This window comes from Rhizobium sp. N324 (genome assembly GCF_001664485.1).
GTDB lineage: Bacteria > Pseudomonadota > Alphaproteobacteria > Rhizobiales > Rhizobiaceae > Rhizobium.
In genome coordinates, this window is record NZ_CP013631.1 from 105,660 (window position 1) to 131,959 (window position 26,300).

General features: G+C 62.6%; 23 protein-coding genes. 11 read left to right on the forward strand and 12 right to left on the reverse strand.

Annotation, left to right across the window (positions count from 1 at the left end; translation table 11 throughout):
- The first annotated feature begins 95 nt into the window (after positions 1-95).
- A complete protein-coding gene (locus tag AMK05_RS22790; RefSeq protein WP_003577877.1) occupies positions 96-572 on the forward strand; it encodes an Lrp/AsnC family transcriptional regulator in 477 nt (158 codons plus the stop codon).
- 124 nt (positions 573-696) lie between these two features.
- Here AMK05_RS22790 and AMK05_RS22795 read toward each other — a convergent pair whose 3' ends face one another.
- The gene (locus tag AMK05_RS22795; RefSeq protein ID WP_064841583.1) at positions 697-2,073 is read right to left on the reverse strand and encodes an aspartate aminotransferase family protein; all 1,377 of its coding nucleotides are present in this window, start codon (positions 2,071-2,073) and stop codon (positions 697-699) included.
- Between the two features lie 13 nt (positions 2,074-2,086).
- Positions 2,087-2,920, reverse strand: coding sequence for a GNAT family N-acetyltransferase (locus tag AMK05_RS22800; protein WP_064841584.1), 834 nt, complete (start codon positions 2,918-2,920; stop codon positions 2,087-2,089).
- Positions 2,921-3,333: 413 nt separating this feature from the next.
- Between AMK05_RS22800 and AMK05_RS22810 the strand changes: the two genes are divergently transcribed.
- The gene (locus AMK05_RS22810) at positions 3,334-4,002 is read left to right on the forward strand and encodes a haloacid dehalogenase type II (protein WP_064841586.1); all 669 of its coding nucleotides are present in this window, start codon (positions 3,334-3,336) and stop codon (positions 4,000-4,002) included.
- A 175-nt stretch (positions 4,003-4,177) separates the two neighbouring features.
- On the opposite strand, the gene AMK05_RS22815 is transcribed toward AMK05_RS22810, so the two are convergent.
- The 3 genes from AMK05_RS22815 to AMK05_RS22825 form a co-directional block, all read right to left on the reverse strand.
- Complete coding sequence (locus tag AMK05_RS22815; RefSeq protein WP_064841587.1) at positions 4,178-5,635, reverse strand: NAD-dependent succinate-semialdehyde dehydrogenase; 1,458 nt, start codon at positions 5,633-5,635, stop codon at positions 4,178-4,180.
- A gap of 269 nt (positions 5,636-5,904) precedes the next feature.
- Positions 5,905-7,359 (reverse strand): aldehyde dehydrogenase family protein, encoded by a 1,455-nt coding sequence (locus AMK05_RS22820; protein ID WP_064841588.1) that lies wholly within the window; start codon positions 7,357-7,359, stop codon positions 5,905-5,907.
- A gap of 104 nt (positions 7,360-7,463) precedes the next feature.
- A complete protein-coding gene (locus AMK05_RS22825) occupies positions 7,464-8,741 on the reverse strand; it encodes an NAD(P)/FAD-dependent oxidoreductase (RefSeq protein ID WP_064841589.1) in 1,278 nt (425 codons plus the stop codon).
- A 371-nt stretch (positions 8,742-9,112) separates the two neighbouring features.
- Between AMK05_RS22825 and AMK05_RS22830 the strand changes: the two genes are divergently transcribed.
- Entirely contained in the window at positions 9,113-9,823 is a 711-nt protein-coding gene (locus AMK05_RS22830; RefSeq protein ID WP_064841590.1) for a cupin domain-containing protein, read from the forward strand.
- 42 nt (positions 9,824-9,865) lie between these two features.
- Here AMK05_RS22830 and AMK05_RS22835 read toward each other — a convergent pair whose 3' ends face one another.
- The 3 genes from AMK05_RS22835 to argE are packed head-to-tail and all read right to left on the reverse strand — an operon-like array spanning position 9,866 to position 12,302.
- Entirely contained in the window at positions 9,866-10,222 is a 357-nt protein-coding gene (locus AMK05_RS22835; protein WP_064841591.1) for a cupin domain-containing protein, read from the reverse strand.
- A gap of 13 nt (positions 10,223-10,235) precedes the next feature.
- Entirely contained in the window at positions 10,236-11,159 is a 924-nt protein-coding gene (locus AMK05_RS22840) for a 2-hydroxyacid dehydrogenase (RefSeq protein WP_064841592.1), read from the reverse strand.
- A 15-nt stretch (positions 11,160-11,174) separates the two neighbouring features.
- Positions 11,175-12,302, reverse strand: a complete 1,128-nt coding sequence (gene argE, locus AMK05_RS22845) for an acetylornithine deacetylase (RefSeq protein ID WP_064841593.1) — start codon at positions 12,300-12,302, stop codon at positions 11,175-11,177.
- 239 nt (positions 12,303-12,541) lie between these two features.
- On the opposite strand from argE, the gene AMK05_RS22850 reads away from it, so the two are divergent.
- Positions 12,542-13,417 (forward strand): GNAT family N-acetyltransferase, encoded by an 876-nt coding sequence (locus AMK05_RS22850; RefSeq protein ID WP_064841594.1) that lies wholly within the window; start codon positions 12,542-12,544, stop codon positions 13,415-13,417.
- Positions 13,418-13,663: 246 nt separating this feature from the next.
- Positions 13,664-14,557: a DMT family transporter gene (locus AMK05_RS22855; RefSeq protein WP_064841595.1), complete on the forward strand. Its 894-nt coding sequence runs from the start codon at positions 13,664-13,666 to the stop codon at positions 14,555-14,557.
- A 27-nt stretch (positions 14,558-14,584) separates the two neighbouring features.
- Here the strand turns inward: AMK05_RS22855 and AMK05_RS22860 are convergent, their stop codons facing one another.
- Positions 14,585-15,460 (reverse strand): helix-turn-helix domain-containing protein, encoded by an 876-nt coding sequence (locus AMK05_RS22860; protein ID WP_064841596.1) that lies wholly within the window; start codon positions 15,458-15,460, stop codon positions 14,585-14,587.
- A gap of 95 nt (positions 15,461-15,555) precedes the next feature.
- Here AMK05_RS22860 and AMK05_RS22865 point away from each other — a divergent pair, with 95 nt between their 5' ends.
- Positions 15,556-17,118, forward strand: coding sequence for a 4-hydroxyphenylacetate 3-hydroxylase N-terminal domain-containing protein (locus tag AMK05_RS22865; RefSeq protein ID WP_064841597.1), 1,563 nt, complete (start codon positions 15,556-15,558; stop codon positions 17,116-17,118).
- Positions 17,119-17,128: 10 nt separating this feature from the next.
- The gene (locus tag AMK05_RS22870) at positions 17,129-17,641 is read left to right on the forward strand and encodes a flavin reductase (protein ID WP_064841598.1); all 513 of its coding nucleotides are present in this window, start codon (positions 17,129-17,131) and stop codon (positions 17,639-17,641) included.
- 70 nt (positions 17,642-17,711) lie between these two features.
- On the opposite strand, the gene AMK05_RS22875 is transcribed toward AMK05_RS22870, so the two are convergent.
- Genes AMK05_RS22875 through AMK05_RS22885 form a run of 3 tightly spaced genes read right to left on the reverse strand, consistent with a single transcriptional unit; the run spans position 17,712 to position 21,919 of the window.
- A complete protein-coding gene (locus tag AMK05_RS22875; protein ID WP_064841599.1) occupies positions 17,712-18,893 on the reverse strand; it encodes a cytochrome P450 in 1,182 nt (393 codons plus the stop codon).
- 33 nt (positions 18,894-18,926) lie between these two features.
- Positions 18,927-20,405, reverse strand: coding sequence for an aldehyde dehydrogenase (locus AMK05_RS22880; protein WP_064841600.1), 1,479 nt, complete (start codon positions 20,403-20,405; stop codon positions 18,927-18,929).
- A 59-nt stretch (positions 20,406-20,464) separates the two neighbouring features.
- Entirely contained in the window at positions 20,465-21,919 is a 1,455-nt protein-coding gene (locus AMK05_RS22885) for an APC family permease (RefSeq protein WP_064841601.1), read from the reverse strand.
- A gap of 321 nt (positions 21,920-22,240) precedes the next feature.
- Here AMK05_RS22885 and AMK05_RS22890 point away from each other — a divergent pair, with 321 nt between their 5' ends.
- Genes AMK05_RS22890 through AMK05_RS22905 form a run of 4 tightly spaced genes read left to right on the forward strand, consistent with a single transcriptional unit; the run spans position 22,241 to position 26,300 of the window.
- Positions 22,241-23,026 carry an IclR family transcriptional regulator gene (locus tag AMK05_RS22890; RefSeq protein ID WP_064841602.1) on the forward strand — a complete coding sequence of 262 codons (786 nt, stop codon included), beginning with the start codon at positions 22,241-22,243 and terminating at the stop codon, positions 23,024-23,026.
- On the forward strand, positions 23,026-24,279 hold the full coding sequence (locus AMK05_RS22895) for a Tm-1-like ATP-binding domain-containing protein (RefSeq protein WP_064841603.1): 1,254 nt from the start codon (positions 23,026-23,028) through the stop codon (positions 24,277-24,279). The genes AMK05_RS22890 and AMK05_RS22895 overlap by 1 nt, the downstream gene beginning before the upstream one ends.
- Positions 24,276-24,926, forward strand: a complete 651-nt coding sequence (locus AMK05_RS22900; protein WP_064841604.1) for an HAD family hydrolase — start codon at positions 24,276-24,278, stop codon at positions 24,924-24,926. The genes AMK05_RS22895 and AMK05_RS22900 overlap by 4 nt, the downstream gene beginning before the upstream one ends.
- 18 nt (positions 24,927-24,944) lie before the next feature.
- Positions 24,945-26,300, forward strand: coding sequence for an aspartate aminotransferase family protein (locus AMK05_RS22905; RefSeq protein WP_064841605.1), 1,356 nt, complete (start codon positions 24,945-24,947; stop codon positions 26,298-26,300).

Genomic DNA, 26,300 nt, shown 5'->3' on the forward strand with positions numbered 1-26,300 from the left:
AACGCGATCGACTCGCACCTTCGATGTGATAGTGTTGGGAAGGTAGCGGCAGAATATGCTGCGGCGTTGGCAGGTTCGACAGGCGGAGTGGAGCGATGAAACTCGACCGGATCGATATAAAAATTCTGCATGAGTTACAGAAGAATGGCCGCGTCACCAATGTCGAGCTCGCCGAGCTCGTCAACCTGTCGCCGAGCCCCTGCCTGATGCGGGTGAAGAAGCTGCAGTCGGAAGGCTATATCGAGGGTTACTCCGCACAGATCAATGTCGCCAAACTCGGCCAGACGCTGACCGTGTTCACGGAGATCACCCTGAAGAACCACCGGCAGATCGATTTTGCCCGATTTTTGACGACGGTCGAGAAGATCGACCAGGTGATCGAATGCCATCTGGTCTCCGGCGGCTACGACTATCTTTTGAAATTCGTCACGGCCGGGATCGGCGAATACCAGACAATCATGGAGCGGCTCTCCGATATGGAGATCGGCATCGACAAGTATTTCAGCTTCGTCGTCCTGAAATCGCCCATCGTCAAATCGCACATGCCATTGACGAGCCTGTTTCCGCTTTAGAGCGGTTCAACTTTTCACGAAAAGCGCAGAACCGTTCTAACCTCTTGTTCTTACGCAATTCCCGGCAAAAGCGCTTCGTGCTTTGCCGGGAATTGCTCTCGTTCGATCGTCGGCCCGGCCACGCTCAGCCCTTCAGAGCCGCGCGTACATCGGAGTCGGCCAGGGTGTCATCCAGCGTTTTGCGCGTGCGCTCAATGATCGCGTCGATGTCGGCGTCGGTGCAGCAGAGCGGCGGCGCGTAGCCGAGCACGCCGTTGGCGAAGGCGCGGATGACCAGACCATTTTCCCAGGCGCGGTCGAAGACCCGGCGCGCCGGATCGGCGGCTGCCGGCAGCGGCGTCTTTTTTTCCTTGTCGACCACCAGCTCGATGGCGGCCAGCATGCCGCGGCCGCGCACGTCGCCGACAAGCGGATGGTCTTTAAGGCTTTCAAGCCCGTGCATCAGCCGCGCGCCGGCCTTCCGGCCGTTCTCCAGCAGGCTCGTTTCATACAGATTCAGCACTTCGAGGCCGACAGCGGCGCTGACGGGATGGGCCGAATAAGTATAACCGTGGCCGACGGCTGCGCCGCCGGCGCCATCCGCGATGGCCTGGTAGACATGGTCGGCCATGAAGACCGCGCCCATCGGCACATAGGCCGACGTCAGACCCTTTGCGGTGGTGATGAAATCAGGAACGATCTCGTCCTCCTCGCACGCGAAGAGCGGGCCGGTGCGGCCGAAAGCGGTAATCACTTCGTCGGCGACAAAGAGGATGCCGAGCTCGCTGCAAAGCGCGCGCATCGCCTTCATCCAACCCTTCGGCGGCACCAGAACGCCGCCCGACCCCTGAATGGGTTCGGCATAAAAGGCGGCGACCCGCTCGGGGCCGACTTCTTCGACCTTGCGGCGCAGGGCCGCGAGCGAGGCGTTGATGATCGCCTGCGGGTCCTGACCTACCGGGTTGCGGTAGGCGTAGTGCGAGGGGATCTTATGCTGCCAGTCGAAGGGAATGCCGAAGCCGGCGTGGAACAGCGGAAGCGCCGTCAGTCCCGCCCCGACAGTCGATGAGCCGTGATAGCCTTGCTCGATGGAGATGAACTGGTCGCGCTGCGGCTGGCCGCGGGCGATCCAGTAATAGCGGATGAACCGGATCGTGCTGTCGACGGCATCGGATCCGCCCAGAGTGAAGTAGACATGGTTGAGGTCGCCCGGCGCGCGTTCGGCCAATGCCGCGGCAAGCCGGATCGCCGGTTCCGAGCCGAGGCCGAAATAGGTCGTCGCATAGGGCAGTTCGCGCATCTGCCGCGCCGCCGCCTCGACGATCGAGTCATGGCCGTAACCGGCATTGACGCACCACAGGCCGGCAAAGCCGTCGACCAACTGCTTGCCCGAAGCATCGGTCACCGTCGCGCCTTTGGCCGAAGCGAGCACGCGCACGCCGAGCTTTTCGTGATTGCGGTAGGAGGCGACGGGGTGCACGAGATGGGCGCGGTCGAGTTCGACAAGGGAATTGCTGTACATGATATTCTCCGGATCAGCCGAGCGCCTGGCTGGCGAGGGCGAAGATGGTGGCGACGGGTCCGGCGCCTGGAATCGGTGGCTTCATCATGGCGATGCCGCCGCCGACATGGGCGAGGCCCTGTTCGGCCAGCCAATCGGACAGACCGGCGGCAGCCGTGGTGTCGACCCTCAGGAAGGCGCCGGGGCGCAGCGCGATGAAATGCGTGACGAGCGCCTTGGCGTCCTCCAGGTTGCCGGCAATGACGGGGCCGATGACCTCGCCGCGGCCGAACGTGCGAAGGGCCGCAAAACCGGTGATGCGCCCGTTGTGGCGGAGCACGGCAAGTTCGCCAGCCTTGGCGATATATTCGAGCAGATCGGCGCGATCGGCGCCGAAAGCCTGTCGATCGAGTTCGGTGATCGCGGTGAAATCGGTCATGGTGGCGGTAGATGTGGCGATCGGCCGGGCGAGTTGTGCTGCAGTGCCCTGATGCTGCAGAATCCGGCCGGTCTGGCGGAAGCCGAGTTTCTCGTAGAGAGGAAGGCCATCGGCGGTCGCAACAAGCCGGAGCGGGCGATCGCCGGCAAGCTCCATGGCAGCATGCATCAGCCTGCGGCCAAGACCGCGGCCGCGCATGGCTTCATCGACGATGACCATGTTGATCGTGGCGCTGTCCTGTTTGTAGGGGGTGACGAGCACGGTGCCCACCACCCTATCACCCTCGATGGCGACGACGCCCTCGCTCAATGCAAACGCCATCTGCCAGTCTTCAGGGCGATGGGGCCAGCCCGCCTGCCGGGACAGGTTGAGGGCGGCACCCAGGTGTTCGCTGCCGAAAGCGGCAAAGTCGATCTGGCTTGTCTGCATGACACTTCCCTTATTCTCCTGAGTGGAAGTGTGAAGGAGTGCGGCTTGGCTAATCGTCTGAAGGCTGCGCCCTGAGCAGTATCTTATCGTTTTCCCTTTGTCGCCCGCCGCATCTTATGCTGGCATGCAGGCGTCACCGGGCGGATCGCGGGCAACATGCGCTGCACGCCGGCAAGCCGGGTGAGCGAGTGCGGCGGGCCGATCAAATCGACACGTATAATAGAGGACGACATGGTCATCCTCCCCGTCGTTCGGCCGCCGCCAGCGCGCCCGGCATCCACAACCATCTGCCAAAGCCGCCTTTCGATACGAAATAATCTGCTTCGATCGCCGCCACATTCAGGCGAGCCGGGGGGCGGGCCGCGTCTATCATGACTTCAAATGCCCCGGTCCACCCTCCAAAGGATATGTCCATGACCCTCTCGCGTCCGAAATACATCACCTTCGACTGCTACGGCACGCTGACCAACTTCCAGATGGCGGAAGCGGCGCGCGACCTTTACAGCGATCAGCTCGACGAGCCGCGCATGGCCGAGTTCGTCCGCAACTTCGCCGCCTATCGCCTCGACGAGGTTCTGGGCGACTGGAAGCCCTATGCCGAGGTCGTTCACAATTCGATCGAGCGCAGCTGCAAACGCAACGGCATCAAGTTCAGGGACGAAGACGCCCGCTCGGTCTATGAGCGCGTGCCGACCTGGGGTCCGCATGCCGATGTGCCGGCCGGCCTTGCGAAGGTCGCCAAGGAGATCCCGCTGGTGATCCTGTCGAACGCCATGAATTCGCAGATCATGTCGAATGTCGAAAAGCTCGGCGCTCCGTTCCATGCGGTCTACACGGCCGAACAGGCGCAAGCCTACAAGCCGCGGCTGCAGGCCTTTGAATATATGTTCGACATGCTCGGCTGCGGCCCCGACGATGTCGTGCACTGCTCCTCGTCGTTCCGCTATGACCATATGTCGGCCAACGATATCGGCATCAAGAACAAGGTGTGGGTCAACCGCCGCCATGAACCCGCCAACCCGTTCTATGGCTATGTCGAGATCGCCGACATTTCCGGCCTGCCGGGCGTTTTCGGTCTCTAAACCGTACGAGAAAAAGCGCGGGCGTTTCCGCCCGCGCTTCTTTTAAAGTGATCGGCCGTGCTCGCGGACCGACCGACGCCGAAGGGTTGCGAACGCTCGTGTGTAGCGATGGCTGCAAAAATGGCGCACCCGCGTGCGCCACATTGCTGGTTCTCCTCCCGTAATCGCTGCAGGCTCAGCTCAGCCCGCCAATGTGAAAACTCTTCATTTCGAGATATTCTTCGATGCCAACCTGCGCGCCCTCGCGCCCGAGGCCGGACTGTTTGACGCCGCCGAAGGGGGCGACTTCGGTGGAGATGGCGCCGGTGTTGAGCCCGATCATGCCGAATTCGAGGGCTTCGCCGACGCGCCAGGAGCGCCTCAGGTTTTCGGTGTAGAAATAGGCAGCCAGGCCGAAGGGCGTGCCGTTGGCGATTGCGATCGCCTCGTCTTCCGTCTCGAAGCGGAAGAGCGGAGCAACCGGGCCGAAGGTTTCTTCGCTGGCAAGCAGCATATCGGTCGTCGCTCCGGTCAGCACCATCGGCGCGGCGTATTGCGAACCCTCCGCCACGGAGCTGCCCCTTGCGGCGATCTTGGCGCCTTTGGCCAGAGCGTCGTCGACATGGCGGGTGATCTTCGCGATCGCCGCCGTGTTGATCATCGGGCCGATGACATTGCCGGGTTCTGTTCCGGGGCCGACCTTCATGGCGTTGACCCGGGCGCCGAGCTTTTCGGCGAAGGCATCATAGACCCCGGCCTGCACCAGGATGCGGTTGGCGCAGACGCAGGTCTGGCCGCCGTTGCGGAACTTCGAGACGATTGCGCCTTCGACCGCGAGATCGAGATCGGCGTCGTCGAAGACGATGAACGGCGCATTGCCGCCAAGTTCGAGGGAGAGCCGCTTGACGCTGTCGGCGGCGCCGCGCATCAGAAGCGAGCCGATCCGGGTCGAGCCGGTGAAGGAGATCTTGCGCACCGTCGGGTTTTCCATCAACTCGTTGCCGATCGCCGTCGGCATGCCGGTGACGATGTTGATCACACCCGCCGGAATGCCGGCGCGCTCGGCAAGGATACCCATGGCGAGCGCCGAATAGGGAGTGAATTCCGAAGGCTTGACGACAACCGTACAGCCGGCCGCCAGGGCGGGCGCCACCTTTCGGGTGATCATGGCGATCGGGAAATTCCAGGGTGTCACGATGGCGCAGACGCCGACCGCTTCCTTGAGCACGACGATGCGGCGATCCAGCGTCGGCGAGGGAATGGTGTGGCCGCCGATGCGGCGGGCCTCTTCGGCAAACCACTTGACGAAGGAAGCGCCGTAACGGACCTCGGCGCGGGATTCATCGAGTGGCTTGCCCTGTTCAAGGGTGATGAGCAGGGCGAGATCTTCGAGATTGTCGATCATCAGCGCATGCCAGCGCTCGAGCAGAACCGCACGCTCGGCATGCGTCCGCTTCTTCCATAGGGTGAAAGCGGCCTGGGCTGCGTCGATCGCCGCGCGGGTCTCGGCAGTTCCCATGTCCGGGACGGTGCCGAGGTTTACCTGAGTGGCGGGATCGACGACATCCACCGTCTTGCCCGAGGCTGCACGCGACCAGACCCCGTCGATCAGGCCGGCCTGCTGGAAAAGGTCCTTGTCTTTCAACTCAAGCATATCGTTTCCTCTCTGACCATCAGTCTGAGCCAAGTCTAGCGAAACAGGACAAGCATCATGCATCGACCGTGGCTTCCGGCGCGGTGGAAAATAACGTTTTGGTCGATGCGACAGTCATCTTCGGCTGTTGCCCCGAGGCTCCCGCAGTTGTCGTCGAGAGTTTCTTTTGGAAGTGCCGAGGGGTCGATAAACCGGTGAAACCCGGCGTCGGTGAGCAGGTGCCGGATAGGAATGTCAGCGGCCTGCGCGGCAGAGAGCGATGCGATGCTTTAGAAGTATCCGAGGATGGACTTGACCTCGAGGTATTCCAGCATGCCCTCAATGCCGAATTCGCGACCGTTTCCAGATTGCTTGAAGCCGCCAAATGGGGCGTGCGGATCCCAGGCCGGATAGTTGAGATGCACTTGACCGCAGCGGATCCGTGACGCGACGTCCTTGACGACGTCCATATTCTTGCCCTGCACGTGCGCACCCAAGCCGTAGACGGTATGATTGGCGATGGCGACGGCTTCCTCCACCGTGTCGTAGGGAATGAGGCAGAGAACCGGGCCGAAGATTTCCTCCTGGGCAATACGCATATCCGTGCGCACCTCCGAGAAAATCGTCGGTTTGACGTAGAAGCCGGCATTCAGCCCGGCTGGGCGACCCTCCCCGCCGGTAACGAGCGTCGCGCCTTCCGCAATCCCGACGCCGATCATGGTCTGGATCCGATCGAATTGAGCGCGGTTGGCGATCGCACCATGCGTGCTGGATTTTGAGAGGGGATCGCCGACCACGATCTCATCTGCGGCTCTCCCGGCGATGGACTCGCTCTCGGACAGGAGCGCGCGCGGCACGATCATACGCGTCGGCGCACTGCATGATTGGCCAAGGTTACGGAAGGCAGCCGCTATGCCCAGGGAAACGGCGCGATCGAGATCGGCGTCCGGCAGGATCACGTTCGGCGACTTGCCGCCGAGCTCCTGAGCGACGCGCTTGACGGTCGGCGCAGCTGCCTGGGCCACTGCGACACCGGCACGGGTAGAGCCGGTAATGGAAATCATGTCGACATCGGGATGGGACGCGAGAGCGGAACCGACGCACGGGCCGTCACCATTGACGAGGTTGAAGACGCCTTTGGGAAAGCCGGCTTCCTCGATCGTCTCTGCAAACAGCAGCGCGTCGAGAGGCGAAAGCTCGCTAGGCTTCAGCACGACCGTGCAGCCCGCAGCAAGCGCCGGCGAGACTTTGGCGGTGATCTGGTAGAGCGGCCAGTTCCACGGGGTGATCAGTGCGCAGACGCCGATCGGTTCGTGGGTGACGGCGGTGTGGCCACGCTGCTTGACGAAGGGGAAGGCCTCCAGCACAGCGCGGGCGACCTGCACATGGGCGATCGCCAGCGGCACCTGCGCGCTGCGCGCATATCCGATCGCCGCGCCCATTTCGAGGCTCAGGCATTGCGCGAACAGTTCGCTGCGCGCTTCGAGCAGCGCCTGCAGGCGGTCGAGCAGAGCCGCACGGTATTCCGGCGTGGTCCGGCTCCAGGTGGCGAAGGCCCGCCGGGCGGCGGAAACCGCAGCGTGGACATCCTCGCCGTTTCCGAGCGCAAAATGGGTCACTGTCTCCTCAGTGGCAGGATTGATCACGGCGCCCTTGGCGCTGCCCCTGGGTTCGAGCCATTGCCCGTCGATGAAGAACTTGTGCAGACGACCGTTGCGGGACAGATGTTCGAGAGGCGTGATCATTGCAAAGTCCTTATGCGGCATGAGGCACGGAGGATCGGCAGGAAAACAGGGGCGGTCGTCCTGCGCGAGGCTGTCGAAGCCGCGGGCGGCGGCGCCAGGGTCGGTCAGGGCAGCAGGTCCTTCATGCGGTAATAGGTGCCGACGATGGGCAAAAACCAGGGGTTTCCGGTATGCATCGGAACGGCGGGCCACGTGAAGCCGTCGAGCGGATTGGCGTCCTTGCGCCCCATCGCCATATTGGCCAGCGCGCCGCCCATGAAGGTCGACAACTGGGCTCCGTGGCCGGAATAGCCCATGCTGTAAATCACGCCCTCGGCGCTGCCCGCGCGGGGATAACGGTCTTGCGTGCAGCCGACGAGGCCGCCCCAGCAATAGTCGACCTCGACGTCCGCAAGCTGCGGAAACATGCCGACCATCTGCCGGCGCAGAAGCTGGCCGGAGCTGACGTCGGTTTTCTGGTTCGAGACGGCCGAAAATCTCGCCCTCCCCCCGAACAGCATGCGGTTGTCGGGTGTCAGGCGGAAATAGTTGGCGATGTTGAGGGAGTTGGTGAAGTTGCGGTTGCCCGGAACCGTCGCCGCGACCTCCTGCGGGGTGAGCGGGCGTGTCGCAATGATGAAGGAAGCGATCGGCATCAGCCTTCGGCGGAAATAGTTAAAGACGCTTGGCGTATAGGCATCGGTGGCCAGGATGACCTGGCGGGCGGTGAGCGAGCCGGTCGGCGTGGTCAGCCTCCATCCATTCGGTACGGGTTCGCGGGCGGTGACCGGGTTGCGCTCCCAGATCGCCGCACCATGGCGGCAGGCGGCTTGCGCCACGCCATTGGCGTAGCGTCCCATGTGCATCATGGCGGATTTCGGATAGAGGACTCCACCATGGAAGGCATCCGATACCACCTCCTTGCGGAGGTCCTCGCGCGTCAGCCATTCGGCTGACGGGTCGACTTCGCGGCGGATTTCTTTGGACATTGCCTGCAGCTTGCCGACATGAGAGGTCTTCGAGGCAAGCTTGAGCTTGCCGCCCCTGCGGAAGTCGCATGCGATCTTTTCTTCCTCGATGATGCGTTCGATCATGTCGATCGAGTCGTCATAGGCCCGCCACAAGCGGCGCGCCCGGTCTTCCCCGAGATGCTGCTTGGCGGCGCCGAAGCTTGCGAAATGGCCGCTGTTGAGGTGCCCGCCATTGCGTCCGGACGCACCATAGCCAACATGCTCGGCTTCCAGCAGAGCGACCTTCACACCGGATTGCGCCAGCGTGCGCGCTGCGTTGAGCCCGGTGAAGCCGGCCCCGATCACCGCAACTTCGAAATCTCCCGAGACGGGATCGGCGATGCCTCCGGCGAAGGGGATCGAGGTATCATGCCAGTAGGAAGCAAATTTCATTGGCGCATGCCCTTCTGCTCGTCTGATCCGATGCGGGAAGTATATGCCTGCTCGCGCTGGTGAGGTGCGGCGCAGGCGGCTTTGTTTCGCAACATTTGCCTGTGTTGGGGGCCGCAAACCAAAGGATATTCTGTTTATGCGCCAACTCCGCAGCGCGTCCCTTGACGCCACGGATTAGGATCTCTGCAGAATTCGATCCCGCGGTTTTCCGGAATAGGTCCATGCCCAATGATGCTCAGCTGTTGCCCGAAAGCCTGCTGCATTCGGCCGAGGCCAAGGACCGGAAGAGCACTGGCCTTGCCCTGGTAAAACGGCCTGCGGCCCATCGACACCAGAACCTATGAATAGCTCATCAAAATGGGATTGACGTGATGACCGGTAAAACCATCCTCCTCTTTGAGGCGAAAAGCGGATCCGCCCCGGAAGGCAAGCGAAGCGCCTTGGGGCCAGACGACATATTCGGGGCTGGCCGCGATATCGTCCGGAGCGCCTCTGGCACGGTTTTCGCCGGATCAGTCCATTGGAGCGGAAAAGCCGCGACCGCCGGCTTTCCCCATACGGAATGCCTGGTCGTCGTGGCAGGGCGTCTTGTCCTGCATTCGGGCGGCTTGACGTTTGATCTCGCCTCCGGCGACAGCGTAGTCATCGGCCGCGGCCAGGACATCACCGCGGAAGCAGACGAAGGCACGCAATGGATTTTTTGTGCGGCGACCGCGGCAACATCGGGCAGGCAAGGCGTCGTGGCGATCGATAGGGATGTGGCGCTTGCCTCTTCCGCGCCGCCCCCGGCGCAGTTTCTGGAAGGGGATACGCCTCAGTGTCGTCACTTCCGGGCATTTTCCGACGAAGCCGCCGGCTTTCGGGCCGGTGTCTGGGCGACGACTCCGCACACCCGGCTGTCGCGCCCACATCCCGTCCATGAATTGATGTATATCCTGGAGGGGCAGGTCGACGTGACCGATGCAGACGGGAGGAAAACATCGGTCGGGCCGGGGGACGCGATCTTCGTCGACCGCGGGACGATCAACCGCCTTTCAATTCACGGCAATCTCAAGAAGATCTTTGTCATTGCCGAAGGCTAGATAACAGGCGCGCCGTTCTTGGGCGCGCCCATCGGCGGCCTCTTAGTCGTAAACGCAGACATAGATCTTGCGCACGGTTTCGATCGTGCGCCAGACGCCGACAAAACCGGGCTTCATCACGAAGCTGTCGCCGGCGCGATAAGTCTTCGTCTCGCCGTTCTTTTCATCGATCTCGACGACGCCGGAAATGATGTGGCAGAACTCGTAAACCGTGCCCTTGATGGAATGGTGCTCGCCGGGTGTCGCCTCCCAAATGCCGGTGAGCACCTTCTCGCCTCTGGAGGCATCCTGAGCCCAGGTCTTGTAGGCCGGGCTGCCCGAAATCAGCCGGTCTGCGTCCGGCACGGCATGCTTTGGCGTAAAGTTCGGATCGGTGTCGATGGTCAGCAGAAGCGACATGTGATTTTCCTCGTTAATAACCGCGTGTCCGATCGACCAGGCCGATCAGGTTTTCTCCAGCGCGATGGCGCCGAATATTTTCAATGACCGAATGCGCTGCCGTTTCCGGCTGGGTGACCGAGGCGATGTGCGGCGTGATCGCCACTTTTGGATGTTGCCAGAGCGGATGGTCTGCCGGCAGCGGCTCCGGATCGGTGACGTCGAGCATGGCCGCGGCAAGACGGCCGCTGTCGAGCGCTTCGATCAGCGCCGCCTGGTCGAGATGCGGCCCGCGGCCCACATGCAACAGCCTCGCGCCGGCGGGCAGCCGGGAGAAGAGTTCGGCATTGAGAATGCCGCGCGTCTCGTCGGTCAGCGGCAGCAGGCAGACCAGAATGTCCGTCTCGGCCAGAAAGCCGGCGAGTCCGTCCGTGCCATGATGGCAGGTGACGCCGTCGATTTGCTTTTTGCTGCGGCTCCATCCGGCGAGCGGAAATTGGAACGGCTGCAAGCGCTCGATCGCCGCCTGCGCCAGGATGCCGAGGCCGAGGAAGCCTATTCTGCGCCGAGCGGCCTGCGGTACGGTCAGCGTCTGCCAGGCAGACTGTTTCTGCAGTTCCCGGTAAGCGAGCATCTCCCGGTGGAGCGTCAGGACCCCAAGAGTGACGTATTCCTGCATCATCCGGATAATGCCGTCCTCGACCATGCGGACGACGGCTATATGCTCCGGCACGCTGTCCTGTTTGAGCTGATCGACGCCGGCGCCGATGCAAAACAGAACTTCCAAATTGCGGTAACGCGCGATGTCGCCGGGGACCGTCCAGGTCAAGAGATAGCGCACCTTATCCGGATTCACCGTTTGGCCCTGCCCGACGAACTCCAGATCCGGAAGCTCGCGGGCAAAAATCTCCCGGAAAATCGCACCGCGTGCGGCATCGGAGTTGAAGAGAAATGCCATGGAGATCGCCTTCTTTCAGCCTTCGGCAAGATGGCTGCCGAATTCCTCGATCATCGTCTGGCATGCGGCGAGTTCGCCGACCTCGATGTATTCGTCGGGCCGGTGCGCACGGCCGATATCCCCGGGACCGCAAATAATGGAATCGATGCCGGCCTGCTGATAGAGTCCGGCTTCCGTGCCGTAGCTGACCGCGGCAAGTGGCTTCTGCCCCGTCAAGTCCGTCAGCAGCGCTGCGAGTTTACTGTCTACGGGGAGTGCCAGTCCGGGGTAAGCGCTGAGCTCGTGCCAGCCGACCTCGAAGCCCTGATCTTTGAGAGCGGTGAGCTTGGCTCGTACCGACTCAAGCAGAGAGGACGGCGAGAGGCCCGGTACGGCGCGGACCTCGACATCGGCGGTGCAGCGATCCGGAATGATGTTGACCGACTGGCCGCCGGCAATGACGCCGACCTGCAATGACGAGTAGGGAGGCGCGAAATCATGATGGAAGGGGCCGTTCGTCAGGGATTTACCGTATTCCGCGACCTCGGTGATCAGATTGGCCATGGCGTGAATGGCGTTCAGTCCGAGATCAGGGCGGGAGGAATGACCCGACCGCCCAATCACCTCGAGCCGGACGGCTGCCTTGCCCTTATGCCCCCGCACCGCCTGCATTCGGCTCGGTTCGCCGATGATCGCCCCCAGCGGGGCGTTGCACAGTTTCGGCAGCGCCGCGATCAGATGCGGCACGCCGCGGCTGCCGGCCTCCTCGTCATAGGAGAAGGCAAGGTGGATCGGCCGCCGCAGCTTCATGGCGGCAAGTTTCGGCAATGCGGCCAGGGCGCAGGCGAGAAAACCTTTCATATCGGTGGCGCCGCGCCCGTAAAGCCTGTCTCCTTCAGCGCGCAGCTCGAATGGATCTGAACTCCATTCCGGTTCGCCGGCCGGCACGACATCCATGTGTCCGGACAGAATGTAGCCTCGGCCTTCGGGCGGTCCGATAGTCGCGAAAAGGTTGTATCGGTCACCTTCCGGGCCAGGATGGACTGTGACATCGGCCCCCGCCTTCCGGCAATAGTCGCCGATCCAGTCGGCAATCGCGCCGTTCGGCGTTCCAACAACGGAGGGGAACGCGATCAGCCTCGCAAGAATATCTATGACGTTCATGGGTGACCAAGTTGCCTTTGGAGTGGTCCAGATGCTAACCAGCCTAAGCAAAGGCAGGAGTTTTGCCTGCTGAGTGGGGCTTCGGTTCAGCTGAAGATTTCGAATTGTTGCGGCGAACAAGCCAATCCTGCCGGCCTTGATGTGCGATATTGTGACTTGGTTGCAATCGGCGCAGGATCAAGGTCGCTGTCTCCCTCCGGTGGGGCTGGTGATCGGGCGAACGGAGCGGATACCCGAACATGCAAAAATCAGTGCGGCTGAAATCGTTCGAATTGATTGCGCAGGATATCAACAGTGTCGATGTCAGCCTGCTTCACGCGCTGTCGATCGGCGTCGGCTGGCCGCACCGGCCCAAAGACTGGGATCTCCTGCGGCGCGCGGGCCGCGGCATCGTTGCCGTCGATGGGATCGGACGCGTCTTCGGAAGCGCGATGTGGTTTCCGCATGGGGATGATTTCGCCACGATCGGTCTGGTGATCACCTCGCCCCGCACGCAAGCGCAAGGGACCGGCCGATGGCTCATGGAGCAGGTGTTCGAACAGTGCGGCGACCGCCATCTGAGCCTGAACTCGACCCATGCAGCTTACAGGCTTTATGTGTCGCTCGGCTTCACCAAGGAAGCGATTGTCTATCAGTACCAGGGCGATGTCACGCCTGCGCTCCCTCTCCTGCCGGAGCTGAACGGGCAGCTGGGCGAATTGTCAAATGACAATGTCGAGGAGATCAACGCCCTCGATACACGCGCTTTCGGCACCGATCGCGGCAAATTGCTGGCTTTGCTTGCCGAAGGTGCTTCCGTTCGCACACTCCGGCGGGGCGGCGAAATCGTCGGCTATTCCATGTGCCGCGAATTCGGGCGCGGCCATGTCGTCGGGCCGATCGTGGCAAGCAATGATCAGGACGCGATCCATCTGACCGCGGTGCATCTCAAGAATCTGGCTGGCCGCTTCGCGCGCGTCGATACGCGGGAAAAAGGCCTGTTCGCCGAGTTCCTTCAACAAAGCCGGCTGGCCGTCTCGGAAACCGTGACGACCATGTCCAAGGGGCGGCGTTTCCTGAACAGGAAGAATGGGGAGCCGGCGGTTTATGGCCTGGCCGGCCATGCCGTCAGCTAGAGAATGACACTGACAAATGTTGCTTGATGTCCTGTCGATGACGGTGGCTGAGAAGCCGTCCGTGGCGTCGCATCGAACAGCCCTCGACAGTTGCTCTTCAATCACGTTTAAACGCTTCGCGCCCGGATTCCAAAGCGCGTCGCATCAAACTTGATCCATGCGCCGCGCTTTGGTCCTTTGTTTTATGCATGTCGTTACCCGGGAACCGCCGCACATTCCGGACGACATGCATTGAGGATCGAAGTCATGCCAATTCATGAACTTGCCGCGCTCGGAGCGGCAACGTGCTGGGCCTTCACCGGTCTGATCTCGGCAGTTCCATCCGGCCATCTCGGCGCGCCCGCCTTCAACAGGGTCCGCCAGGTTTTCGTCACCGGCCTTTTGGCCCTTTATGTGATCGTCACCGGTTCCTGGCGTCAACTCGACGAGGCAAGCGTCGGTCCGCTGCTATTGTCCGGACTGATCGGCATCTTCATCGGCGATACGCTGCTTTTTGCGACCCTGAACCGGCTTGGCCCGCGTCGCGCCGGCATCTTGTTCGCGCTCAATGCTCCGATTGCCTCGCTGCTCGGCTGGCTGGTGCTCGGGGAAGCGCTGTCATCGACTGCGGTGGCGGGGATCGCGTTGACGGCCGCAGGCGTTTTTCTCGCCATCGTTTTCGGCAAGAGCCGATCACAGATCCATCAATGGGAGACGATCAAGGGACCGTTGTGGATCGGCGTCCTGCTGGGGCTTGGCGCCGCGACGGGCCAGGCGGTCGGTTCCATCATCGCCCGGCCGGTCATGGTGAGCGGTATCGATCCTTTTGTCGCTTCGCTGCTTCGCGTCGGCATGGCGGCCCTTTGCCTGAGCATCCTGATCCAGTTGCCTGTCCAGTCGGTCAAGCCGAAGGGGCCGCTCACCTTCAGGGTCGCAGCAATGACCGCCCTGACCGGGATCATAGCCCTCGGCATGGGCATGACACTCCTGCTCTTTGCGCTCGCGGGCGGCAAGGTCGGTATCGTTTCGACGCTGTCGGCCACGTCGCCCGCGATTATTCTGCCGTTGCTGTGGCTCAAAACCGGCGAACGCCCAGCCGGCGGCGCCTGGGCCGGCGCCGCTCTCGTTGTCGTCGGGATGGCTTTGATCTTTCTTCGGTGACGAGAGCCGACGCAGTCTTCTCGCGCGTCACGATGCCGCCTGCAAATGCCGCCGGCGCCAGGCGGCCGGCGCCTCACCGGTGCGTTTGCGAAAGAAGCGGGAGAAATAGGCGGGATCTTCGAAGCCGATCTCACCGGCAATATCTTCCACCGAGCGGACGGTGAACATCAGCAGACGTTTGGCTTCCAGCGTCCGCCGCTCCAACAGCAATTCCTTGACGGACAATCCAAAGACTTCGCGGGCGGCCTTGTCGAGAAGATGCGGCGTGGTGGCAAGCAGCTTGACATAGGCTCCGACCGGCCAATCCTTCCTGTAGTGAAGATCGACGAGACGGCGCAACGCCAGGCCGAGCGAGACCGTCGCCGAGGTCGACGGCAAGGCGCCGCGGCCGCCGATGCGGCCCATCAGCGACAGCGCGACCGAAATCAGGCCGCAGAGCACCTGTTCCCCGTCCGCACCCCGATCGCGATAATCCTCGGCGACCATGTCGAGCAGGGTTGCGAGCTTGGTCCATGCCGGATCCGCAGGCTGGCCGGTCAGGAAGGTCGGCACGTCGAGATTGAGCGCGACCTGCGGCACGATCGCCTTCAGCATGTCGTCCGAGACCGATACGACGATCGCGTCGGACTGTTCGTCGACATCGAAACCATGCACCACGTTGCTCGGCACGAAGCTCACGGCGGGAGCAGAAAAATTCCAAGTTTCGTCTTCGATCCGATAGGTTCCGCCACCTTGAAACCAATAGGTGATCTGTCCCATCAGCGGATGTTTGTGCGGCGAAACATGGCCGAAATGCAGGGTTTTTCGCTCCATCACCGTTTCGACGTGCAGGAATCCTACATCGAGCGAGCGGCTCGGCTCGCCATAGACAAAAAAAATGGGAACGTCGTTTCGTGTCGCCATGCCGGAAAAAGTACCAGCGAATTCCCTTCTTTGTCCATGGTGTGCCCGCCGCTCCCGTTTTAGCTTCTGTCAATATTCCAAGGGAGGAACCTGAGATGCGAGCTGAAGACCACCGCGGCGACAAGACACGTCCGTTTACCGGCGCCGAATATCTCGCCAGCCTGCGCGATGGGCGCGAGGTCTATATCAACGGCGATCGCATCGCCGACGTCACCAGCCATCCGTCGATGCGTAATTCCGCCCGTTCGATCGCGCGGATGTATGATGCGCTGCACGCCGAGAAGACCAGGGACCGCCTGACATCGCCGACCGATACCGGCAATGGCGGCTATACGCATAAATATTTCCGGGTGGCGAAATCCTCGGCCGAGCTCGTCGCCCAGCAGGGCGCCATCGCCGATTGGGCCCGCATGTCCTATGGCTGGATGGGCCGCACCGCCGACTACAAGGCGGCGCTGATGAACACGCTCGGCGCCAATGCCGACTGGTACGGACCGTTCAAGGACAACGCGCTTGCCTGGCACAAACGCGCCCAGGAATCCGTGCTGTTCATGAACCATGCGATCGTCAATCCACCGATCGACCGGCACAAGCCGGCCGACGCCGTCAAGGATGTCTTCGTCCACATCACCAAGGAAACCGATGCCGGCATCTACGTCTCAGGCGCCAAGGTAGTGGCGACTTCCTCGGCGCTGACGCATTACAACTTCCTCGCCCAGAGCTCGGCGACGGTCACGGAAGATCCGTCGCTGTCGGTCATGTTCATCGTGCCGATGAATGCGCCTGGTATCAAGATGTTCTGCCGCGTCTCCTACGAGCAGACCGCCAATACGATCGGCCAGCCCTTCGACTATCCCCTGTCGTCGCGCTTCGACGAGAACGATGCGATCCTGGTGCTCGACAATGTCTTCGTGCCCTGGGAGGACGTGCTGGTGTTGCGCGATGCGGCCAAGATCCTGTCGTTCCATCCGGCCTCCGGCTTCATGCACGGCTACTGCTTCCAGGGCTGCACGCGCTTTGCCGTCAAGCTGGACTTTATGGCGGGGTTGCTCGCCAAGGCGCTGCGGGCCACCGGCGGCGACGCCTTCCGCGGCAATCAGGCCGCACTCGGCGAGGTCATCGCACTGCGCCACATGTTCTGGTCCTTTTCCAACGCCATGGCCCACAATCCGCAGCCATGGGCGAACGGCGCCGTGCTGCCCAACATGGAGGCCGCCCTTTCCTACCGCACCTTCATGTCGGAGGCCTATCCGCGCGTCATCGAGACGGTGCGCAAGGTCGTCGCCTCGGGGCTGATCTATCTCCCCTCCTCCGCCAAGGATTTCGGAAATCCCGAGATCGACCGCTATCTCGCCCAATATGTGCGCGGCTCCAACGACATGGGCCATATTGAGCGCATCAAAATCATGAAACTGCTGTGGGATGCGACCGGCACCGAATTCGGCGGCCGCCACGCGCTTTACGAACTCAACTATGCCGGCGCGCCCGAGGAAGTCCGGCTGCAGGTGCTGAAGGGCGCCGAGCGCGGCGGGCGGCTTAGGGAGATGGAAGCGCTCGTCGACCAATGCATGAGCGATTACGACGAAACCGGCTGGACCGGCGACACCTGGCTGCCGCCGCTCGATGAGATATCCGCCGCCCGCAACGCGGCCGAGTGAGGAGATGGCCATGGAGGAGCAAGTCTCGAAAACCGAGTTCCGCGACGCCATGGCCAGGGTCTGCGCCCCGGTCAACGTCATTACCACCAACGGACCCGCCGGGCGCGGCGGGTTCACCGCCACCGCCATGTGCAGCGTCACCGACGAACCGCCGACGCTGCTGGTCTGCATGAACGGTCGCTCGGCCCAATGCGGCGTCTTTCTCGAAAACCACCGCTTTTGCGTCAACGTCCTTGCGGATGACCACCAGGAGCTCGCCGGCTATTTCGCCGGCCGCCAGGCGGATATGGCGGCACGCTATGCCGCGGCGGAATGGGTCGACATGCCGTCGGGAAGCCAGGCGCTGGCCGGCGCCATGGTCTCCTTCGACTGCCGGCTGACCGAGGCGCGCCTGGTCGGCACGCATCATATCTTCATCGGTCAGGTCATTGGCATTCGCGCGCGGGCGGATGGCAATGCACTGCTTTACTTCGACCGCAACTATATCAACGTGCCGACGCAGGTGGGCAGTTTCGGAGGCTAGTGCATCCGGTCGATGCGTGGAGACAAAGTGTTAGAGCGCAGGGCGCCTGAAAAACGTCCTGCTGAACCACTTATCGAAGCGTGACGTTCAATGTCGAGGGAGCACGGAATTCCCAGCCGCGAAACTGCACCGGGCCATCATCGCGGAGCGCGATCTCGGGCGAATGGTCGATCAGATAGCGGAGCGCCGAGGTGATCTGTTGCCGGGCAAACCAGCGCCCTGCACAGAAGTGATGGCCGAAGCCGAAGGCCGCGTGACCTCCCTCGTTGCGATGAATGTCGAAGCGTCCCGGATCCGTGAACCGGCTTTCGCAATGTGAGGCCGAGGCGAGCACGGCGGCGACAGGCTGGTTGGCGGGGATCGTCACGCCGCCGATTTCGGCAGCCTGTGTCGTCTGCCGCGTCTGCGTCCCGATCGGCGTCATCCAACGCAAACCTTCGTCGACGGCGCGTGGCAGAAGCGCGTCGGGATCGACCTTCACTGCCGCGAACTGATCCGGGTTCTGCAAAAGGCCTGCCATGATCGAACCCGCTCCGTGGCCCGGCTCCTGCATACCGCCGAGCAGCAGGACTTTGAGGGTCGGCAGTACGAAGTCTATGGTGCGGGTTTCGCCCTCGGGAATGCCGTCATGCAGCATATGCGACAAAGCGGAATCGTCCGGTTCTTCGATGAGCTTTTGCATCACGGGCGTCACGATCCCGGTGATTTCGGTGCTGATCGCATCGGCAACGGTCTGCCGCTCCGGATCGCATTCGAAATTGATTGCGCCCTGCGCCAGACCGAAGAACCAGCGCCTGAGCGTGGCGAGATCGACATCGCCGAGCCCAAGTGAACGAGCGAGGCTGAGGATCGAAATCGGTTCGAAATAGTCCGACATCAGGTCGCCGCCCCCACTGGCCCGCAGGCGGTGATGATATTCCCGGGCGATCGGCAGGACCAGATCGTCCATATAGGCGGCAACACGCTTCGGATGATATTTCGGATCGACGCCGCTGCGGAGATTTTTATGCACCGGACCGTCGGCGGTCAGGATGGTCGGTTTGCCCCAGCTCCGGTCGAGCGGCGAGCTTTCGACTGCGGCAGTGAAAATTTCCGGCGTCTTCGACAGGTATTCGACATCCTTGAAACGCGTCACGAACCAGAGATTGACGGCAGGGATATAGGCGACCGGCATCTCCCGCCGCAATCTGGCATAGATTGGATAAGGGTCGGCTTCGAGCTCCTCGACCGTGATGGTTTCGGGGAAAGTCATGGGCAGCCTCCTCCTGCTGGCCGAAATTCCTGTTCAAAGCTGGATCCACGCGGTTTTCAGGTCGACATATTTATCCAGCGCATGCAGCGATTTGTCGTGGCCGTTGCCCGATTGCTTGACGCCGCCGAGCGGCACGCTGTTGTCGGCGCCGCCATAGGTGTTGACGTGCACGACGCCGGCGCGGATGCCGCGGACAATCCGATGGGCGCGCGACAGGTTCGATGTCCAGACAGCGGATGCCAGCCCATATTCCGTGGCGTTGGCGATCTGCAGGGCTTCGGCATCCGTCTCGAAGGGAATGATCGACAGGATCGGCCCGAAGACCTCCTCGCGGGCGAGCGTCATCGATGGCGTCACATCAAACACCGCCGGCCGCATGTAATAACCGCCCGTCTCCTCCAGGATGCGGCCGCCGCCGGTGCGCAGCAAAGCACCTTCCGACAGGGCGTCGGCGACGTGGCCAAGGTCTTTCCGCAGCTGGATCTCGCTTGAGATCGCGCCGGCTTCGGTGGCGAGCTGCAAGGGATCGCCGACCTTCATGGCCGCAGCAATGCCGGCGACCTTTTCCGAAAATTCCTGATGGATCGATTTTTCTACAAGCAGGCGGGAACCCGCGACGCAGACCTGGCCGGAATTGCGGAAGATGCCGTAGGCTGAGATCTTGGCGGCCTGATCGAGATCCGGCGCATCGGCAAAGACGATGTTCGGCGATTTGCCGCCGAGTTCCAGATAGACGCGCTTCAGGTTGGAACGCGCCGAATTTTCCAGCAGCCGGCGGCCGACCGGGCCGGAGCCGGTAAAGGCGAGCACATCGATATCCATATGCAGCCCGAGTGCTTCGCCGCTGACGGCGCCGCGGCCGGTGACGACGTTGAGCACGCCATCGGGCAATCCCGCCTCGGTGCAAAGTTCGGCGAGCCGCAGCAGGGTCAGCGACGCGCCCTCGGCCGGTTTCAGCACCACCGAATTGCCGGCGGCAAGGGCCGGCGCAATCTTCCAGGCGCCGATCATCATCGGGAAATTCCACGGCACGATGGCCGCGACGACACCTATGGGCTCACGGTGAACGAGGCCGAGAATGTTGTCGGCCGTCGGGGCGATCTCGCCATAGACCTTGTCGATCGCCTCGGCATAATAGCGGAAGGTGCCGGCGGCACTGCCGGGCTCAGCCTTCAGCGCCATCGAAATTTCGGTGCCGTTGTCGCGCACGCCGAGCACGGCGAGTTCGAGCGCGTTCTTCTCGATCAACTCGGCGATCTTCAGCAGCACCTTCTTGCGCTCGGCAGGGGCGGCCCGCGACCAGCCGACTTTGTCGAAGGCGCGGCGCGCCGCTTTGACCGCCTGGTCGACGTCTTCGGCGCCGGCATCGGCGATCGTCGTCAGCCTCGTACCGTCGATCGGCGAGATGACGTCCATCGTCGCTCCACCGACGGCCAAGCGCCAGGCGCCATCGACGAACAGCGATTGGGAAGGAACGGGCTGCGTTCGCAACTGATCGATTTTGTCCTGCATCTCATGCCCTCATCAAAAAAAGGTGGCGGAGATGATCCGCCACCGTTGATCGGTTTTTGTCAGGCTTCCTGCCCGGCGCCAAGCCGGGCAAATCCGACCGCGTCTGCCGACTTCAGACGCGCCGCGGCAAGCAATCCGACGACCCCGGCGATCAGCACGAGACCCGGCAGGAACACGCCGAGCGCGCCATTGGCGCCGGCGATGGCGCCGAAATTCGCCGAGATGTAATAGACCAGCGCCAGCAGGATCAGTCCCGTGACGACGGGCAGTATTTTGACGGCCAGCACATTACGCTCGAGCCCCGGATTGCGGCTGAAGAAGACGACGATCGAGAAGGCCGTGAACGCCATCAGCAGAATGATGGCGAGCGTCGCCACATTGGTGAGCCAGGAGAACAGCGCCAGCACCGGATCCTGACCCGTCGCTGCAAAGAGTGCGACCACGAGCACGGCAATGACGGTCTGGATGATCGATCCAACATGCGGGCTCTGGAAGACCGGATGTGTCACGCCGACCGACTTCGGCAGCAGACCCTCGCGGCCGGCGACATACATGTAGCGGGCAACACCGTTGTGGAAGGCAAGGACGCCGGCAAACAGGCTGGTGATGAAGAGCACGCTCATCACGACGGTGATCCAGTGGCCGACATAGCGTTCGGCGAGACCGAAGAGGAAGGTCGTGGGGTCGGCGAGGCCCTGCAGTTCGGGTACGAGCTTATCGGCGCCGGCGCCATTTACCATCAGCCATGATGTCAGCATGTAGAAGAGGCCGATGATCAGCACGGAGATATAGGTGGCGCGCGGCACGGTCTTGTGCGGTTCGCGGGCTTCCTCGCTGTAGATGGTGGTTGCCTCGAAGCCGATGAAGGCGGCGAAGCAGAACAGGATGCCGATCGCCGGCGTTCCGCTCCAGAAGGCGGTGGGCGTGAAGGGGGTGGCGGTCAGGCCGCTGTCACCGCCCTTGGCCAAGATCGCAGCGTCGATGACGAGGACGACGAGATATTCGAGAATGACGAGAACCATCAGCACCTTGGCCGAAAGATCGACCCGCCGGTAGCCGAAGACGGCGACAAAGGCGATGCCGATATAACTCCAGACCCACCAGGGAAGGTCGATGCCGAGCTGCTCGGCGAAAAAGCCCCTGGTCGCTGCGCCGAAGAGGCCGAGAACGCCGACCTGCATGGCGTTGTATGCGAGGATCGCGATCAGCGCCGCCGCCCCGCCCATCAGGCCGCCGAGGCCTTGAGCCGTATAAGCGTAGAAGGCGCCGGCATTGCGGATATGGCGCGCCATGGCGACATAGCCGACGGCAAACAGCAACAGAATGCCGGTGACCAGCAGGAAGGTCAGCGGAATGCCCGCTCCGTTGCCGAGCATCATCGACAGCGGCACGCCGCCGGCAACCGCTGTCAGCGGTGCGGCGGCCGAAACCACCAGGAAGGTCACGGCGCCGACGCCGAGACTGTTTTTGCGCAGCTGGTTCTCAGCGGCACTTTGCGAATTTTGCGTATTCATCTGCCTTCGTTCCCCTTTTTAAGAGCATCCGATCATCGCTGCGATTGCGCGCAGGCGACCTCCACCAGAACCGGACTGACGAGGGGCGTTTTGGCTTTTGTTGATTTTGCCGCCGTCAGCGCTTATGGTTCATTATTTGAACCTCAGCTTCAAATATAGACTTGCAAACATTCCCAGCCTCTGTCAAGTTAATTCGCATGTTAAGTATCTTGGGTCGCTGTTGTCGCGCCGCGGTACAGGGTTTGCGGGCTGATTTGGCGGATGGCGTAAAGCCGGATGCGACAAGCCGGACATGAACCCTACTCCCCGAGAGGAAGAACGATGAGCACAATCGGAAAGGCGCTTTCATTGCTGGACACCCTGTCACGGCTGGACAAGGAGGTGGGGCTGACCGACATCGCCCGCCTGTGTTCGCTCGACAAGGCGACGGCCCGGCGTTTTCTGGTGGAGTTGGAAAAACACGGTTTCGTGGAGCAGGATCCCGACAACCGCCGCTACCGGATCGGCTCGGCGCCGGTTCGGCTCGCCCGCATCCGCGAGGCCCGCTATCCCTTCCTGCGGGTCGCCGTCCCCTTCATCAGGACACTTGCCGAATCCTCGGCGGAGACGGTGCATCTTTCCGAATTCTCCGGCGGCAGGCTATCGACCATTCATGTGGAAGATCCGCCGCGGGCGCACCGGATCATCGTCGATGTCGGCAGCATCCTGCCCTTCCACGCCACCGCATCCGGCCTCGCCTTCCTCGCCTTCTGCCCGCCAGCTGAGATCGATGCGGCGCTTCACAAGCCACTCGAAAAATTCACCGACCATACCGTCGTCGACCCACAGATGGTCCGCGGTCTGCTCGACGAAACGGCCGTGCGTGGCTTTTCCATCAGCCATCAGGGCCTCGAAGCCGGTGTTATCAGTGCCGCGGCACCGGTGCGTGCGCCGGATGGTCGGCCAATCGGCTGTGTGGCCGTCGCCGCCCCGCTCTCGCGCACCACCAAGACCGCCATTCACGAATTCGGCACGCAGGCCATCGCTGCCGCCGACGGAATTTCAGAAAAATACTACGGGTCGGAAAGGCTCGCGGGAACCAGTCCAAAAACCAGGAGGAGAGATTGATGAGCCCTGCGGCTCCCTCGCCAAAGATACTTGTCATCGGAACCGGTGATACGAAATGCGACGAACTGCAATTCATGGCGTCGGTCATTGAAGAAGCCGGCGGCCGGCCTGTGATGGTCGATGTCAGCATTCTCGGCGATCCGCCCTATGTTCCCGACCATTCCAAGCACGACATCGCCAAGGCGGCCGCGACCTCGATTGCGGCGATTACTGAAAGCGGCGACGAAAACAGTGCCATGGCCGCCATGGCCACGGGTGCGGCAGCGCTGACCCGCCGGCTTTACGAGGACGGGCTTGTCGATGGCATCATCGTGCTCGGCGGCTCGATGGGCACGGATCTCGCCCTCGACGTTGCCGCCGTGCTGCCGCTCGGCGTGCCGAAATTCGTGGTCTCGACCATCGCCTATTCCCACCTGATTCCGCCGGAACGCATCGCCCCCGACCTGATGATGATCCTCTGGGCCGGCGGCCTCTACGGCCTCAACAGCATCTGCCGCTCGGCGCTGTCGCAGGCCTGCGGCGCGGTCGTCGGTGCCGCAAGGCACGGAACCAGACCCGATCGCGCCCGCCCGCTGATCGGCATGACCTCGCTCGGTTCCTCCTGCCTGAAATATATGAAGTATCTGCGGCCCGAGCTGGAAAAGCGCGGCTATGACGTCGCCGTCTTTCATTCCACCGGCATGGGCGGCCGCGCCTTCGAGGCCATTGCCGCGCAGTCAGGCTTTGCCGCCGTCTTCGATTTCTGCATCCAGGAGGTCAGCAATCATCATTACGGCACGGTGGTGACCTCGGGGCCGGACAGGCTGGAAAATGCCGGCCGCGCCGGCATTCCGCAGATCGTCGCCCCCGGCGCCGTCGACATGGTCGATCTCCAGGCCTGGCAGACGCTGCCTGATATCTTCGCCGACCGTCCCTACCATGCGCATAACCGGCTGATCGGATCGGTGACGACCTCGCCGGAAGGCCGGCGGGACGTGGCCCGGCTAATCGGACGAAAGCTGGAACGGGCCGACGCCAAGGTCGCCTTCCTGCTGCCGACCGAAGGGCTGCAGGAATGGGACAAGCCGGACGAGCCGCTGCATGATCCGGAAGGCCTCGCCGCCTTCCTCGACGAAATGCGCCGCGCCGTTCCGCCGTCCGTCACCTTCCAGGAAGTCGACGCCCACATCAATTCTCCCGACTTTGCGGCCGCAGCCCTTGCCGTTTTCGACGGCTGGGTGGCCGAGGGCATCATTCCGGAAGGACGGCCATGACGAGCGAACGCGCCCTCATCCTCGATTTCGGCGGCGTCGTCACCCGCACCCTGTTCGAGACGCATGAGATCACCGAGCGCACGCTCGGCCTTCCGCCAGGCTCGCTCACCTGGCTTGGGCCGTTCGACACCGCGACCGACCCGCTCTGGGTGGCCATGCAGAACCGCGAGATCACCGAACGCGATTACTGGCTGACGCGCGCCGCCGAGATCGGCGGGATGGTCGGCGAGAACTGGGCCGATATGCAGACCTTCGTGCGCCGTGCCCGCGGCGCCGAACCCGAGCTGGTGCTGCGGCCGGAGGCCCGCGATGCCATACTGCGAGCCAAGGACGCAGGACTGAAGCTTGCGATCCTGTCGAACGAACTCGATCTTTTCTACGGCGTCGAATTCCGCCAGCGTTTCCCGCTGATCGACCTCTTCGACGTCATCGTCGACGCCACCTACACCAAGATCCTGAAGCCCGATCCGCGCGCCTATGAGCAGGTGCTTTCCGAACTCGGCCTGCCGCGTGAAGCCTGCGTTTTCGTCGACGACCAGAAGAAGAACATCGAAGGCGCCGAAGCCGTCGGATTGCCGCATGTGCATTTCGACGTCACCCGGCCTGCCGAAAGCTATGCCCGCGCCCTTGCGATGCTGGGCCTGTGAAACCCGAGGGGAATCGAGATGCGTGAAACCAATTTCATAATCGAGAACAACGCCCGCCACATGTGGCACCCGATGGCTCATCCGGCCGAAATGCAGGCCCAGCCGCCACGCGTAATCACTGCGGGCGAAGGCGTCGAAATCGTCGATATCCAGGGCAAGAAGGTGCTGGATGCGGTGGGCGGTCTGTGGAACGTCAATCTCGGTTATTCCTGCGAGCCGGTGAAGAAGGCGATCCGCGACCAGCTCGACGAGCTGCCCTATTATTCGACATTCCGCGGCACCACCAATTCACCGCTGATCGAGCTCTCCTACGAGCTTGCGGAATGGTTCAGGCCGGACGGATTGAGCCGCTCGTTCTTCACCTCGGGCGGCTCGGATTCGGTCGAGACCTGCCTGCGGCTGGCTCGCCAGTACCACAAGATCAACGGACAGCCGGAGCGCACCAAATTCGTCGCGCTGAAGAAGGGCTATCACGGCACGCATTTCGGCGGCGCCTCCGTCAACGGCAACCAGAATTTCCGGCGCAATTACGAGCCGCTGCTTCCCGGCGTTTTCCATCTGCCGGCGCCTCTCGCTTACCGCAACCCGTTCGGCACCACCGATGATGCAGAGATCGCGGCCGCCATCGGCCGGCTGTTCGAAGACGAGATCGCCTTCCAGGGCGCCGACACCATCGCCGCCCTGATCGTCGAGCCAGTGCTCGGCGCCGGCGGTGTCATCGTCCCGCATGAGACCTTCCTGCCGTTGATGCGCCAGATCTGCGACCGCCATGGCATCCTGCTGATCGCCGACGAAGTCATCACCGCCTTCGGCCGCACCGGCGCCTGGACGGGATCGCGCCTGTGGGGTGTCAAACCGGATCTGATGTCGACCGCCAAGGCGATCACCAACGGCTATTTCCCCTTTGGGGCCGTCATGATTTCCGACAAGGTGGCGGAAGTGTTCGAAGGCAGCAAGGGCGCGTTCGGCAGCATCGGTCACGGCTATACCTATTCCGGTCATCCCACCGGCGCGGCGGCCGCGCTTGCGACCTTGAAGGAGACGAAGCGGCTCAACGTCGCCGCCAATGCCGCCGTCCGCGGAGAGGAACTCATCGCCGGCTTGAAGAAGCTGCAGGACAGGCATGAGCTGATCGGCGACGTGCGCGGCAAGGGCCTGATGTGCGCGCTCGAACTCGTCAGCAACCGGGAGAAGAAAAGCGCCGCATCGAAGGATGTGATGCAGAAGGTACAGGATGTCGCTTATGAGGCCGGCGCGCTGGTGCGCACTTCCGGCGCCAATGTCATCATGTCGCCGCCGCTGATCGTCACGGCAGGGGACGTGCAAACGATCCTGACGGCGCTCGACGCCGGCCTTGCCGCGGCGGGAGTCTGA